Here is a 12,659-nt window from a genome sequence, read left to right on the forward strand (position 1 = left end):
GTTCTCCGCAGTCATTTCATGAAACCTTCCATAAAGCCCGCCACGCCCTGGGCCAGGCGACGGCGCCAGGGCGCGCTGGCGGGGTCGGCCAGCACCCGATCCTCATGCACGAAGCTGCGGATGATGGCGTTGTAGCCGAGCCAGCGCAGCGGCTCCGGCTCCCAGCCGGGCAGGCGCTCCAGGCCGGAGTCGCCGTACACCCAGGGTTGGCGGGTCAGATGGTTGTCCTGGCCGAGGATCAGCGCCGCCAGCGTGCGGCCGCCCAGGTTGCTGGCCCCCACGCCCTCACCGCCGTAGCCGCCGGACAGGGCGATGCCGTTGCGCGTATCGCGCAGCATGTGCGGGTGGAAGCGCCGGGCCATGCCCAGGTTGCCGCCCCAGGCATGGGTCAGGCGCACGTCGCGCAGCTGCGGGAACAGCTCGCCGAACAGGTAGCGGCGCAGCTCGCGCTCGTCCTCGGTCAGGTTGAAATCGCTGCGCAGCTGGCCGCCGAAGCAATAGCCGCCACGGGCGCCGAACACCAGGCGGTCGTCGGCACTGCGCTGGCCGTAGGTGACCTGGCGACTGGCCTCGCTGAAGGCCTGGCCGCGCGCAAGGCCAATCTCGGCCCAGGTGGCAGCCGGCAATGGCTCGGTGGCGACGATCAGGCTCTGCACCGGCAACTGGTGGTGGCCCAGCGGCGGCAGGCTGGCGGCGTAGCCTTCCACGGCCGGCACCACCCAGTCGGCGCTGACGCTACCGCTGGCGGTACGCACCAGGCCACGCTCCCAGCCGGTCACCCGGCTCTGCTCGTAGAGCTCTACGCCCATGGCCTCGACGCAACGCGCCAGCCCGCGCACCAGCTTGGCCGGCTGGAGGGTGGCGCAGTGCGGGCTGTAAAGCGCGCCATAGGGGTTGGCCACGCGCAGCTGTTCGGCCAGCTCGGTCGGCTCGAGCCAACGGTAGTCGTCCTCGCCCAGGCCGAGGCCGCGCAGGTGCTGCAGATGCGCCTGCAGGCCGCTCAGCTGTTCGGGATAGCGTGCCGCGCAATAGAGCACACCGCCCTTGCGCAGATCGCAGGCGATGCCCTCACGCTCGGTGACGTTCGCCACCTCATCGGGAATGCCGTGCAGCAGCTCGAAGGCCGCACGACGCTGCTCGTCCGGCAGGCCGGCGAGCAGACGGTCCTCGCCAAGGATATTGCCCATCAGCCAGCCGCCGTTGCGCCCGGAGGCGCCGAAGCCGGCGGTCTCGGCCTCGAGCACGACCACGCTCAGCTGCGGCGCCTGGCGCTTGAGGTAGTAGGCGGTCCACAGCCCGGTGTAGCCGGCGCCGACGATCACCACATCGGCACGCAGGTCGGCCTGCAGGCTCGGCCGCGGCGTCAGCGGCTCGTCGAGCTGGTCCATCCACAGGCTGATGTTGCGCCACGAGGTCATCGGGGTCTCCGTCGTCGATTGATCGGCAGAGACTAGTGAGGTAACTCAGGGCTTGTCTTGCGTGCGGGCCCGCGAGGAAATTTGCTTGAGATAGGCCTTGGGCGTCATGCCCACACGCTCGCGGAAGCACTTGTAGAAGGCCGACAGCGAGTTGAAGCCGGCGGCGAAGGCCAGCTCGTCCACCCGCCCCGGATCGCTGCCCGCCGCCAGGCCGTCGAGCAGGTGCTGCAGGCGCGCCTGGTTGACGTAGCGGTAGAAGCTCTGGCCCAGCACCTGATTGAGCAGGTGGGAAATCTGGTTGCGGCTGTAGCCGGTGGCGGCCGCCACCTGCTGCAGGTCCAGCTCCGGATCAAGAAACGGCCGGTGCTTGTGGAAGTAGTCCTGCAGGTCCTGCGCCAGCAGGCTCAGCTGGCGTGCGGACAGGCCCAGGCGGCTGGTGGCCGGGCGCGAACTGCCGCCCTCGCCGCCCGAGCGCGCCTCATGCACCAGCGTGGCGTACTCGTTGATCCGCCAGATCAGCCCGTCGCGCACGGTGATCGCCTCACCAGTGCGGAACGACGCCAGGCGCTCGCCGCCCTGCAGGGCGAAGCGGTACTGGATGAACGCCGTGTGGCCATCGATGCGGATGCGGTCGACATGCTCCAGCAGCTCGCCGGGGCGCCGCGGCAGGTTGTTCTCCACGTACTCGCGCAGGTCGGCCAGGTGCATGGTGCGCTGCTGGAAGAAGTCGTTGTACTCGATGTCCGGGTGGTACAGCGCCATCACGGCGTCCAGGTCGCGATGCTTCCAGCTCAGGTGGTAGCGCAGGATGGTCTCGCGGGTACGCTCGGTCTGCGCGGCGTCGTCGGGGAAGTCGCTGGCGTGCATGGGCAGTCGGTCGAAATGGATAGCTGCAGCTTGCCCGATTCGCCGGCGCCAGCCTAGCCGGCGAACAGGCGAATGCCGCGTGGATGTGCCAGCACCGCGGACGGGCTCATGCCGATGATGGTGCGAAAGGTGTGGCTGAAATGTGCCGAGTCGGTGAAGCCGGCTGCCATCGCCGCATCGGTCAGGTTGAGGCCGCGCGCCACGCCCACGCTGGTGACGAACAGCCGGTGCCATTGCCGATAACGGCGGATGGGTACGCCGATCTTCTGGCGGAACAGCTGGGTCAGGCGCGGCACCGACAGGCCCACCTGCTCGGCGAGATATTCGATGGACTGATTGCACGCCACGTCGGTCTTGATCAGCTCGATGGTGCGGACGATGCGCGGATCGCTGGCAAAGCCGGGCGGAGATTCCTGGCGTGGGTTGATCAGCCTTTCCAGCCAGTCGTAGACCTCGGGAGGCTCGGCGCTGCGCCGATGCAATTCGTCGAAGCTGGTGATGCAGGCCGCCTCGTCTTCCAGGCCGATGTGCAGCGGCCCGCGTCGCGTCGTCATGCGCGGCGCCAGCAGGGCATGGTCCTCGCCGAACACATCCAGATAGCAGATCGCTACCCGCGAGCTGCCGCTGTCCACGCTCAGCTCCAGCCCTGCCGGCAACAGGGCGCTGCGGCAACGCAAGGCATCGCTGCGGCAACGGATCAGCAGCTCGCCGTCGAGGGCCACCAGGAGCATGGCCGCGGCCTGCGACAGCTGCAGCGGCTCGGGAAAGAGATTGAGGGAGAAAGTGCGCTTGTCCCACAAATACAGCAGGACCGGGGCTTCGCTCGGGTGCATGGACGTGTTTCGCCCTGTTCTTGTTGTTCTTGTGGGCGGCAGGGTAACCACAGACGCACGAACGTTGAAAGTCCATCTGCCAACCCCATCGCAATTATTTATGTACCACCGGGTTGATTTCATCAGTTCTTACAAGCCGACCTAGTGTCCGGGTGTTTTCATGGCCGCCACCTCCGCTGCTGTGTGCGGAGCTACAAAAACAAAAAACGAACACACAGGTACTCACCATGAAGAAGCTGCTCATCCCAGCGCTGGCCGCCCTCGGCCTGTGCGCGACCCTCCCTGCCCTGGCCAACACCCAGTCGCAGACCAAGCACCCCATCGTCCTCGTCCCCGGCATTTTCGCCTTCGACACCATCGCCGGCATCGATTACTGGTACCAGATCCCCAGCGCCCTGCAGAGCCAGGGTGCCAAGGTCCATGTACCGAAGATCAATGCCTTCGACAGCTCGGCCAAGCGCGGCGAATCGCTGATCGCCCAGCTCGAGCAGATCCGCGCCAGCTCGGGCGGCACGGTGAAGAAGTTCAACCTCATCGGTCACAGCCAAGGTGGTCTCACCACTCGCTATGTGATGAACACCCGCCCCGACCTGGTGGCGTCGGTGACCACCCTCAACTCGCCGCACAAGGGTTCGCCGCTGGCCGATCTGGTCACCGGCGTTGCACCGCCCGGCAGCCTGCAGGGCGTGGCCTTCGACGTGTTCGCCAACGCCGTCGGCAACCTGGTCAACCTGCTGTCGAACAACAAGAAGAGCCCCTCGGACGTGCGCGCCATGCTCGCCGAATTCAACAAGCCGGGCGCCACGGCCAACAACCAGCGCTTCCCCACCGGCGTACCGACCACCTCCTGCGGTGAAGGCCCGGAAACCGTCAGCCTCAACGGCAACAGCATCCGCCTCTACTCCATGAGTGGCACCGCGCCACTGACCAACGTACTGGACATCTCCGATCCGCTGTTCGGCGTCACCTACTTCGCCTTCGGCTTGAGCGAAGCCAACGACGGTGTCACCGGCCGCTGCTCCAGTCACTTCGGCAAGGTGCTGAAGGACAACTACTTCATGAACCACCTGGACATCACCAACCAGGTCTTTGGGCTGGTGTCGCTGTTCGAGACCAATCCGAAAACCGTGTACCAGACCCAGGCCAACCGCCTGAAGAACCTCGGCCTGTAATCCGCGGACGGGCATGGTGCGCTCTGTACCATGCCCGTCGCGAGGAGCGTTCTATGTCCAGCAGAATCATTCTGGCCGCCCTGGCCACGGGCGCGGTGATAGTCGGCGGCACCCTGCTGCTGTATCGCCCGCAACCCCTCCCCACCGCACAATCCGTTTCCCCCAGCAAATCCGCCCCGCTCGCCGTCACGCTGCCGAACGACGAGCGCAGCCAGCAGGCCATCGCGCTCAATCGACAGCTGCGCCAGACGCCCGCCGCCGCCCTGGTCGACCCGGGCCCGCTGCCGCCTTCGCTGCAGGGCACCAGCCACGGCGTGACCCTGCGCGCCGATGCCCAGAGCAACCTGGTGCTGCAACCCGACCTGCTGCACCTGTTCGACTTCTACCTGGCCGGCCGCGAAGAGGAAGGCCTGGACAAGGTGCTGACCCGCATCCACCAGGACCTGGCCGCGCAGCTCAAGGGCAATGCCCTGGACCAGGCGCGCGACCTGCTTAGCCGTTACGTGGACTACCGCATCGCCCTGCAGAACCTGCCCGAAGCCGATAGCTCCATGGATGCCGGAGCCTTGCGCCAGCGCCTCGACGCGCTCAACGCGACGCGCCAGCAGTACTTCAGCGCCGAGGAATATGCGCTGTTCTTCGCCAACGAGAACGCCGAGAACGAGTACATGGTGCAGCGCCTGGCGCTGGGCCAGCAGAGCGGCCTGAGCGAGGAGCAGCGCCAGCAGGCCGTGGCCGAGCTGGAGCTGCAGCTACCCGAGGAAGTTCGCGAGACCCGGGCCGCCAGCACCCGTCAGGGCGAGTTGTATGCAACCACCCAGGCCATGCTGGAGCGCGGCGCCAGCGCCGAGGAGATCCGTCAGGTACGCGAGCAGGCGCTGGGCAGCGAGGCCGCCAACGCCCTGGCCGAACTGGATCGCCAGCAGGCCGCCTGGAAGCAGCGCCTGGCCGACTACGCCAGCGAGCGCAACCGCCTGCGCGCCGCCGGGCTCAGTGACAGCGAGCTGCAGAGCGCCGTCGCCGAACTGCAGGCCAGCCGTTTCGACGAGCTGGAGCGCAAGCGCGTGCAGGCCCTGGATGCGGAACTCTAAGCCGGGCGCGGCAGGCGATTGCACAGATAGATCCCGACAATCGCCAGCGCCCCGCCGATGCAGATCTGCGGGGTCAGGCGCTCGTCCAGCAGCGCACCGAACAGCACGGCGGTCAGCGGATTGAGTGCGATGAACACCCCGGAGCGGGTCGCACCGAGCTGGCGGATGCCATCGTAGTACCAGAGGTAGGCCAGCGCCGAGCCGATGGCACCGAGGTAGAACAGGCTCAGCCACTGGCCGCCGGTTGGCAGCGCCCAGGTCCCGGGCACCAGGGCCAAGGTGGTGGCGCACAGCATCAGGGTGCCCAGCCAGATCGAATAGCTCACCGTGTGCAGCGGCCCCAGCGCCTGGGACAGCCCGCGGGAGAACACGCTGTAGATCACCCAGCTCAGCACGCAGCCGAGGATCAGCAGGTCGCCCCACCAGGCGCCAGCGAGCGAGCCCTCGCGCCCGAGTATCACCAGCCCGGCGCCGAGCAGGCACAGGCCGATACCCAATAAACGCAGCAGTGTCAGGCGCTCGCCGTAAAAACAGAAACCCGCCAGGGCGATCAGCGCCGGATTCAGCGCGACGATCAGCGCGGCCCGCGAGGCGCTGGTGTGCTGCAGGCCGAAGAAGAAGCACAGGTTGTATAGAAAGATGCCGCAGCCGCCGAGCAGCACCAGCTGACACCATTGCCGCAGTGAAGGCCTCGGCCAAGGAACTCCGCTGAAAGGCAGCACCAGCGCCAACGTCAGGCTGGCGATGACGAAGCGCACGCTGGCCGCCAGCAACGGCTCCATGGCGCCCGCCAGATAACGTCCCGCGACGAAGGTACCGCCCCAGATCATCGCTACCGCTACCAGCTTCACATAGACCCACATGCCGAGCATCCCTTTGGCTGCGTTTCGCCCAGCATCCAGTTAATCCAGGCTAATCGCAAAATCAGCGAAAACTCATGATGGCAGCCCATCGCTGCAGTCAGCTAATCAGCACGCCGGACATGGCTGTCTTGCGGTGACGCAGTAACGGTGGTGGCGGAACTGTGGGTAGCGAACGGACCGGCGCGAGACCTCGCCAGCGCTGAGCGCCTTCCATCGCTGGCCACCGAACAGCTGTGCAGTGGCGCGCTGAATCTGACGGTCAAACCCGCACGGACTACTAACCTCTAAGGTAAAACCGAGCGGAGAAACCCATGGACGAGCAGGACAACGACAAGCCACTGACCTTCCGCGAGATGCTGCAGAGCGTGCTGGCCGCCGCCTTCGGCGTGCAGAGCGGCAAGAATCGCGCGCGCGATTTCAGCCGCGGCAAGCCGAGCCACTTCATCCTGCTCGGCGTGCTGTTCACCTCGATCTTCGTGCTGGTGCTGTTCGCCCTGGTCAGGCTGGTGCTGCACCTGGCCGGGGTTTAGCGCAGCAACTCGTCGATGGAAAACGAATAGGCCCGCATGTCCGGATTGCGGGTGGCACTGAAACGACGGAAATCCAGGCCTATGTCGCTGCGAGCAAGGCGCGCCTGCAGCTTCTTCGCCTGTCGTGCATCGACCAGGCGCAGCAGCCGTGCGGTCTGGTCCTTGCCGCCGCGCTCGGCGAAATCGAGGCCGGCGTCATAGTCGTGCAGCATCACCAGGGCGCAGCCGCCGAGGATGAAATGCCCGGTGGCCAGTGCAGCGAACTTGCCGTCCATGCGCGCCTGCAAGGCGCTCTGCGAATTGTTCAGTGCCGTATAGCGCAGCTGCCGGCCCTGCTCCTGCGCAGCCTGCATCGCACCGAAGGCCATCTCGTCGTTGGCCGACCAGATCATCTCCACGTGCGGATAGCGCGGCAGCAGCGCCTTGGCCTGTTCGTAGGCACGCTGCTGGCGCCACTCACCGTAGAGCAGCTGACGCAGGCGCACCTGTGGATGCTCCGCCAGAGCCCGGTGCAGCCCTGCCTCGCGCAGGGTGGCCGATGGGGTGTTCTTCACCCCGGAAAAGGCCACCAGCTCGCCGGCGCCCGGGGCCTGCTCCATCAGGGCCTTGGCCATCAGGTAGCCGGCCTCCTCGTCGTTGGTAACCAGGCTGCCGATCCATTTGCGGTACTTGCCGCGGGGTCCGCCGACCAGCTGCTGCTGTTCCGCGGTCAGCGTGCTGTGCAGGGCGAAAAGGCGGATGCCGCTGTCGGCCAGCAGGCGCAGGATCTCCGGGCCCAGATACTGCTCGTTGACGAACAGCAGGTAGTCCGGCCGCTGCGGTCGCTCCAGTACCGCGCGCGCGTTCTGCAGAATGGTCGCGGCATTACGCTCGCCATACAGCACCTCCAGCTGCATGCCGAGGTCGCCGGCCGCGTCCTGCATATAAAGGCTGTAGTTGACCCAGAAGCGCTCGTGGGAATAGCCGGGATTGAGGAACACCACGGAGGTGGCCTGAGCCGAGAGGCACACGAGGCTCAGGCAGAGGAGCAGAAAGGCACGCGGGAACAAATCATGAATCCAGATTCAGCATTATCGCGGCGTATTATACAGAGCATCCCTCTGGCCAACTGCCACCATCGATCGTGCCCAGCCATAAAAAAGGGCCAGCGCGGATAACCGCGACTGGCCCTCTTCTTCGGTATGGCTGCTTACTGATGGCTGACCCAGAACACTGCGGTGCTTACCGCCAGCATGATCAGGGCGAAAATGGCCCAGGCATCGACAACACTGTCCTTTTCGTCTGCGGTGGTTTGCTCGGTCATGGTGCCCCCGTTGTTGTGGTTATGGGTTTCCAAGAGTTAAGACCAGCACTGCCGCGCTCTCAAGTCGGCTCACTTATCTACTTTAGCTATGTACTTATATGGAAACTTCATTTTTTCGAATATTCATGAGCTGTTATCTTTGCCCAGCCCTGATAAAGAGCGCGTTTACCGTGCGCGCGAAAAAGCCAATTTCTGCCTGATGAAGCAGTAGCCTGACCCACAGGACCCCTATGTACGTATACGACGAGTACGATCAGCGGATCGTCGAGGACCGCGTCAAGCAGTTCCGCGACCAGACCCGCCGCTACCTGGCCGGCGAACTCTCCGGCGAGGAGTTCCGCCCTCTGCGCCTGCAGAATGGCCTCTACATCCAGCGTTATGCACCGATGCTGCGCGTCGCCGTGCCCTACGGCCTGATGTCGTCCCGGCAGGTGCGCATGATGGCCAAGATCGCTCGCGACTACGACAAGGGCTACGCACATATCAGTACCCGGCAGAACGTGCAGTTCAACTGGCCGGAACTGGAAGACGTGCCGGAGATCCTGGCCGAGCTGGCCACCGTGCAGATGCACGCGATCCAGACCAGCGGCAACTGCATCCGCAACACCACCACCGACCAGTTCGCCGGTGTGGCCAAGGACGAGCTGATCGACCCGCGCCCCTGGTGCGAGATCATCCGCCAGTGGTCGACCTTCCACCCCGAGTTCACCCACCTGCCGCGCAAGTTCAAGATCGCCGTCAACGGCGCCGTGAGCGACCGTGCCGCCATCGAGGTGCACGACATCGGCCTGGAAGCGGTGCAGAACGACGCCGGTGAGCTGGGCTTCCGCGTCTCCGTCGGCGGCGGCCTGGGCCGTACCCCGATCGTCGGCAGCTTTATCAACGAGTTCCTGCCCTGGCAGCACCTGCTCGGCTACCTCGACGCCATCCTGCGCGTATACAACCGCTATGGCCGTCGCGACAACAAGTACAAGGCGCGCATCAAGATCCTGGTCAAGGCACTGACCCCGGAAGTCTTCGCCGAGAAGGTGAATGCCGAGTTCGCCCACCTCAAGGACGGCCCGACCACCCTGACCGAAGCCGAAGTGGCCCGAGTTTCCGCCCACTTCGTCGACCCGGCCTACCGCGAGCTGGCCGATCAGGCCGCCGAGCTGGCCGCGCTCGACGCCCAGCACCCGGGCTTCGCCCGCTGGCGCCAGCGCAACACCTTCGCCCACAAGAAGCCGGGCTACGTGGCCGTGACCCTGTCGCTCAAGCCCACCGGCACCGCCCCGGGCGACGTCACCGACAAGCAGCTGGACGCCATCGCCGACCTGGCCGACCGCTACAGCTTCGGCGAGGTGCGCAACAGCCATAACCAGAACATCATCCTCGCCGACGTCGAGCAGCAGCAGCTGTTCACCCTGTGGGGCGAGCTGCGCGAACTGGGCTTCGCCACGCCGAACGTGGGCCTGCTGACCGACATCATCTGCTGCCCGGGTGGCGACTTCTGCTCCCTGGCCAACGCCAAGTCGATCCCGGTGGCCGAAGCCATCCAGCGCCGCTTCGACGACCTGGACTACCTGTTCGACATCGGCGACATCGACCTAAACATCTCCGGCTGCATGAACGCCTGCGGCCACCACCACGTCGGCCACATCGGCATCCTCGGCGTGGACAAGAAGGGCCAGGAGTTCTACCAAGTCTCACTCGGCGGCAGCGCCGGCCGCGAGGCCAGCCTGGCGCAGATCCTCGGCCCGTCCTTCGCCCAGGAGCAGATGGCCGACGTAATCGACAAGCTGATCAAGGTCTATGTCGAGCAGCGCACCGAAGAAGAAACCTTCCTCGACACCTTCCGCCGTGTCGGAATCGACCCGTTCAAGGAGCGCGTCTATGCAGCGAATCATTAAGAACGGCCAGGTGCAGGACGAGACCTGGCACCTGCTGCCTGCCGACGCCACGCTGGACAGCATCAGCAACAGCGACGACCTGATCGTACCGCTGGCCCTGTGGCGTGAGCACGCTCATGCGCTGAAGGCCCGCGACGGCGGCCTGGGCGTATGGCTGGAAGCCGGCGAGGAGATCGAAGAGATCGTCGACCAGCTGGACAACTTCCAGGTGATCGCCCTCAACTTCCCCGCCTTCACCGATGGCCGCCACTGCTCCAGCGCCTACCTGCTGCGCAACCGCTACGGCTACAAGGGCGAGCTACGCGCCATCGGCGACGTGCTGCGCGACCAGCTGTTCTCCTACCAGCGCGTGGGCTTCGATGCCTTTGCCCTGCGGGCGGACAAGGACCCGGTCGATGCGCTGAAGGCCTTCGAGGAGTTCGGCGAGGTCTACCAGGCCTCCACCGACCAGCCGCTGCCGCTGTTCCGCCGCCGCGCCTGATCGTTGCCTCAAGAAAAAGCCCCGCACTGCGGGGCTTTTTCGTTTCAGGCCTTCACCGACTCCCAGGCAATGCTGGCCAATAGCTCGCGGCAGTCCGCCAGCTGGGTATGGGTGCGCCCCGCCAGCCAGTTACGGGCGAAGTCGTGGGTCGGGCCGATGATCACCGAGCCGAAGCAGTCCGCAGGCATGGCCTTGAACAGGCCCTGTTCGCGGTAGCCGGCCAGCGCCTCGAAGATGCGCTGGAAATGCACGCGGTTGGCCTCGCGCAGCTGCTCGCCCATTTCGCTGGCCTCGACCCGCCCGCGGCTGTGCAGGACGAAGCGCGCCCAGTCCGGGTTAGCCACCACCCAATCGATGTAGCTGGTGACCAGCAGCCTGACGCAGGCCTCGGCGCTGTCGGCCGTGGCGAAGCCCTCCTCCAGCAAGGCGGCGTATTCGGCGGTGCCGGCCAGGTAGAGAGCGCCGATGATGCGCTCCTTATTGCCAAAGTGATGGTAGAGGCTGCCGATGCTGGCGCCGGAACGGTCGCGGATCATCTCGATGGTGGTGGCATCCACGCCGGTTTCGGTGAAGCAGGCCAGGGCGGCCTGGAGGATTTCGTCTTTGCGGGAACGGCGAGCCATGAGGCTTCCTTGTTGAGCTAGAATAAAATTCTAGAATTAAATTCTGATATTCGTATACTGCCTCGGCGCGCGCTTCTCTTCAATGCCAACCATTTCAGGAGCACCCCATGAGTCAGATGATGCAGATGTACAAGCAGGCCGGCCCGGCACAGTTCAGCGCCATGATCGGCCAGGTCGCGCCCTACTTCGCCAGCATCGCCCCGCAGTTCGTCGAGCTGCGCCCGGGCTACGCCGAAGTCACCTTTCCCAAGCGCCGCGAGGTGCTCAACCACATCGGCACCGTGCACGCCATCGCCCTGTGCAACGCCGCCGAGCTGGCCGCCGGCACCATGACCGATGCCTCCATCCCTAGCGGTTACCGCTGGATTCCGCGCGGCATGACGGTGGAATACCTGGCCAAGGCCAAGGGCGACGTACGCACCGTGGCCGATGGCAGCGCCATCGACTGGAGCCAGACCGGCGACATCAAGGTGCCGGTGGTGGCCTACGTGGAAGGCGAGCCGGTGTTCCGCGCCGAGATCACCATGTACGTCAGCCAGGCGTAAAACGAAAAGGCCCGGCATTGCCGGGCCTTTTCTCCTGCTCGGCGTCTTAGCCGAGATTGACCAGCACCCGCCCGACCATCTGGCCGGCGAGGATCTGTTCGATGGCCTTGGGCAGCTGCTCCAGGCTCACCTCCTCCGCCAGGCTCTCCAGGTTGCCGAGCTTCCACTGCAGGGACAGCTTGTCCCACATGGAGGCCTTGACCACCAGTGGCAACTCCACCGAATCCACCCCCAGCAGGTTGACCCCGCGCAGGATAAAGGGCGCCACGCTGCCCTTGAAGCCCATGCCTGCAGTCAGACCGCAGCAGGCGGCGCTGGCGCCGTAGCGCAGCGACTTGACCACGTTGAACAGGATGTCGCCACCGACGGTATCCACCGCACCGGCCCAACGCTCCTTGAGCATCATCTTTTCGCTGCCGTCCTGCAGCTCCTCGCGCGGCACGATCTGCTGGGCGCCTAGCTGGCGCAGGAACTCGCCCTGCCCGGCCTTGCCGGTGGATGCCGCAACGTTGTAGCCGAGGCGCGCCAGCAGGGCGACGGCGATGCTGCCGACGCCGCCGGTGGCACCGGTTACCAGCACCGGACCGGCGGCCGGAGTCAGCCCCGCCTGCTCCAGCTTGTCCACGCACAGCGCGGCGGTCAGACCGGCGGTGCCGAGCAGCATGGCCTCACGCAGCGACAAGCCCTTGGGGCGCTTGATCACCCAGGCCGCCGGCACGCGGATGTACTGGCCGAAGCCGCCGGCCGTGTTCATGCCCAGGTCGTAGCCGGTGACGATGACCTCGTCGCCCATGGCGAACTCGCTCACCGAGGACTCGGCCACCACGCCGGCGGCGTCGATGCCCGGGGTATGCGGAAAGGCCTTGGTCACGCCGCGGTTGCCGCTGGCGGACAGGGCGTCCTTGAAGTTGAGCGAGGAGTACTGCACGCGGATCAGTACCTCGCCGGTGGGCAGCTCGGCGACATTGCGCTCCACCACCCTGGGCACGAAGGCGCCGTTTTCCTCACTGACCAGCAAAGCCTTGAAGGCAGTCATGGCTTACT

At 65.7% G+C, this 12,659-nt stretch carries 13 protein-coding genes; 6 read left to right on the plus strand and 7 right to left on the minus strand.

The window, feature by feature from the left end:
• Positions 1 to 11: 11 nt before the first annotated feature.
• The 3 genes from OH686_RS03355 to OH686_RS03365 are packed head-to-tail and all read right to left on the minus strand — an operon-like array spanning position 12 to position 3,118.
• Positions 12 to 1,418 carry an NAD(P)/FAD-dependent oxidoreductase gene (locus OH686_RS03355; protein WP_289536157.1) on the minus strand — a complete coding sequence of 469 codons (1,407 nt, stop codon included), beginning with the start codon at positions 1,416 to 1,418 and terminating at the stop codon, positions 12 to 14.
• Positions 1,419 to 1,463: 45 nt separating this feature from the next.
• Positions 1,464 to 2,285 (minus strand): helix-turn-helix domain-containing protein, encoded by an 822-nt coding sequence (locus OH686_RS03360; protein ID WP_289536158.1) that lies wholly within the window; start codon positions 2,283 to 2,285, stop codon positions 1,464 to 1,466.
• A gap of 53 nt (positions 2,286 to 2,338) precedes the next feature.
• Positions 2,339 to 3,118, minus strand: coding sequence for an AraC family transcriptional regulator (locus OH686_RS03365; RefSeq protein ID WP_289536159.1), 780 nt, complete (start codon positions 3,116 to 3,118; stop codon positions 2,339 to 2,341).
• Positions 3,119 to 3,345: 227 nt separating this feature from the next.
• Between OH686_RS03365 and OH686_RS03370 the strand changes: the two genes are divergently transcribed.
• Both OH686_RS03370 and OH686_RS03375 read left to right on the plus strand, forming a co-directional pair.
• A complete protein-coding gene (locus tag OH686_RS03370; protein WP_137972703.1) occupies positions 3,346 to 4,290 on the plus strand; it encodes a lipase family alpha/beta hydrolase in 945 nt (314 codons plus the stop codon).
• Positions 4,291 to 4,343: 53 nt separating this feature from the next.
• Positions 4,344 to 5,381: a lipase secretion chaperone gene (locus OH686_RS03375; protein ID WP_289536160.1), complete on the plus strand. Its 1,038-nt coding sequence runs from the start codon at positions 4,344 to 4,346 to the stop codon at positions 5,379 to 5,381.
• Here the strand turns inward: OH686_RS03375 and OH686_RS03380 are convergent.
• Positions 5,378 to 6,244 (minus strand): DMT family transporter, encoded by an 867-nt coding sequence (locus tag OH686_RS03380; protein WP_289536161.1) that lies wholly within the window; start codon positions 6,242 to 6,244, stop codon positions 5,378 to 5,380. The two genes, OH686_RS03375 and OH686_RS03380, sit on opposite strands and share 4 nt — an antisense overlap.
• 311 nt (positions 6,245 to 6,555) lie before the next feature.
• On the opposite strand from OH686_RS03380, the gene OH686_RS03385 reads away from it, so the two are divergent.
• Positions 6,556 to 6,774 (plus strand): DUF2970 domain-containing protein, encoded by a 219-nt coding sequence (locus OH686_RS03385; protein ID WP_289536162.1) that lies wholly within the window; start codon positions 6,556 to 6,558, stop codon positions 6,772 to 6,774.
• Here the strand turns inward: OH686_RS03385 and OH686_RS03390 are convergent.
• The gene (locus OH686_RS03390) at positions 6,771 to 7,832 is read right to left on the minus strand and encodes an ABC transporter substrate-binding protein (RefSeq protein WP_502942797.1); all 1,062 of its coding nucleotides are present in this window, start codon (positions 7,830 to 7,832) and stop codon (positions 6,771 to 6,773) included. The two genes, OH686_RS03385 and OH686_RS03390, sit on opposite strands and share 4 nt — an antisense overlap.
• A gap of 475 nt (positions 7,833 to 8,307) precedes the next feature.
• Here OH686_RS03390 and OH686_RS03395 point away from each other — a divergent pair, with 475 nt between their 5' ends.
• Both OH686_RS03395 and OH686_RS03400 read left to right on the plus strand, forming a co-directional pair.
• Entirely contained in the window at positions 8,308 to 9,966 is a 1,659-nt protein-coding gene (locus OH686_RS03395; protein ID WP_289536164.1) for a nitrite/sulfite reductase, read from the plus strand.
• Positions 9,950 to 10,447, plus strand: coding sequence for a DUF934 domain-containing protein (locus OH686_RS03400; RefSeq protein ID WP_137972698.1), 498 nt, complete (start codon positions 9,950 to 9,952; stop codon positions 10,445 to 10,447). The genes OH686_RS03395 and OH686_RS03400 overlap by 17 nt, the downstream gene beginning before the upstream one ends.
• A 44-nt stretch (positions 10,448 to 10,491) precedes the next feature.
• Here OH686_RS03400 and OH686_RS03405 read toward each other — a convergent pair whose 3' ends face one another.
• Positions 10,492 to 11,070, minus strand: coding sequence for a TetR/AcrR family transcriptional regulator (locus tag OH686_RS03405; RefSeq protein WP_289536165.1), 579 nt, complete (start codon positions 11,068 to 11,070; stop codon positions 10,492 to 10,494).
• Between the two features lie 107 nt (positions 11,071 to 11,177).
• Between OH686_RS03405 and OH686_RS03410 the strand changes: the two genes are divergently transcribed.
• On the plus strand, positions 11,178 to 11,615 hold the full coding sequence (locus OH686_RS03410; protein ID WP_137972696.1) for a hotdog fold domain-containing protein: 438 nt from the start codon (positions 11,178 to 11,180) through the stop codon (positions 11,613 to 11,615).
• Between the two features lie 46 nt (positions 11,616 to 11,661).
• Here the strand turns inward: OH686_RS03410 and OH686_RS03415 are convergent, their stop codons facing one another.
• Positions 11,662 to 12,651 carry a YhdH/YhfP family quinone oxidoreductase gene (locus tag OH686_RS03415; RefSeq protein ID WP_289536166.1) on the minus strand — a complete coding sequence of 330 codons (990 nt, stop codon included), beginning with the start codon at positions 12,649 to 12,651 and terminating at the stop codon, positions 11,662 to 11,664.
• Positions 12,652 to 12,659: the final 8 nt, after the last annotated feature.

The sequence above is a fragment of the Pseudomonas sp. SO81 genome, from assembly GCF_030374125.1.
GTDB lineage: Bacteria > Pseudomonadota > Gammaproteobacteria > Pseudomonadales > Pseudomonadaceae > Aquipseudomonas.

Excerpts from the sequence above, each read along its gene's own strand:
- OH686_RS03385 (WP_289536162.1), top strand. The coding sequence starts at position 6,556 with ATGGACGAGCAGGACAACGACAAGCCACTGACCTTCCGCGAGATGCTG.
- OH686_RS03415 (WP_289536166.1), bottom strand. The coding sequence starts at position 12,651 with ATGACTGCCTTCAAGGCTTTGCTGGTCAGTGAGGAAAACGGCGCCTTC.
- OH686_RS03400 (WP_137972698.1), top strand. The coding sequence starts at position 9,950 with ATGCAGCGAATCATTAAGAACGGCCAGGTGCAGGACGAGACCTGGCAC.
- OH686_RS03360 (WP_289536158.1), bottom strand. The coding sequence starts at position 2,285 with ATGCACGCCAGCGACTTCCCCGACGACGCCGCGCAGACCGAGCGTACC.
- OH686_RS03395 (WP_289536164.1), top strand. The coding sequence starts at position 8,308 with ATGTACGTATACGACGAGTACGATCAGCGGATCGTCGAGGACCGCGTC.
- OH686_RS03370 (WP_137972703.1), top strand. The coding sequence starts at position 3,346 with ATGAAGAAGCTGCTCATCCCAGCGCTGGCCGCCCTCGGCCTGTGCGCG.
- OH686_RS03355 (WP_289536157.1), bottom strand. The coding sequence starts at position 1,418 with ATGACCTCGTGGCGCAACATCAGCCTGTGGATGGACCAGCTCGACGAG.
- OH686_RS03365 (WP_289536159.1), bottom strand. The coding sequence starts at position 3,118 with ATGCACCCGAGCGAAGCCCCGGTCCTGCTGTATTTGTGGGACAAGCGC.
- OH686_RS03405 (WP_289536165.1), bottom strand. The coding sequence starts at position 11,070 with ATGGCTCGCCGTTCCCGCAAAGACGAAATCCTCCAGGCCGCCCTGGCC.
- OH686_RS03380 (WP_289536161.1), bottom strand. The coding sequence starts at position 6,244 with ATGTGGGTCTATGTGAAGCTGGTAGCGGTAGCGATGATCTGGGGCGGT.
- OH686_RS03410 (WP_137972696.1), top strand. The coding sequence starts at position 11,178 with ATGAGTCAGATGATGCAGATGTACAAGCAGGCCGGCCCGGCACAGTTC.
- OH686_RS03375 (WP_289536160.1), top strand. The coding sequence starts at position 4,344 with ATGTCCAGCAGAATCATTCTGGCCGCCCTGGCCACGGGCGCGGTGATA.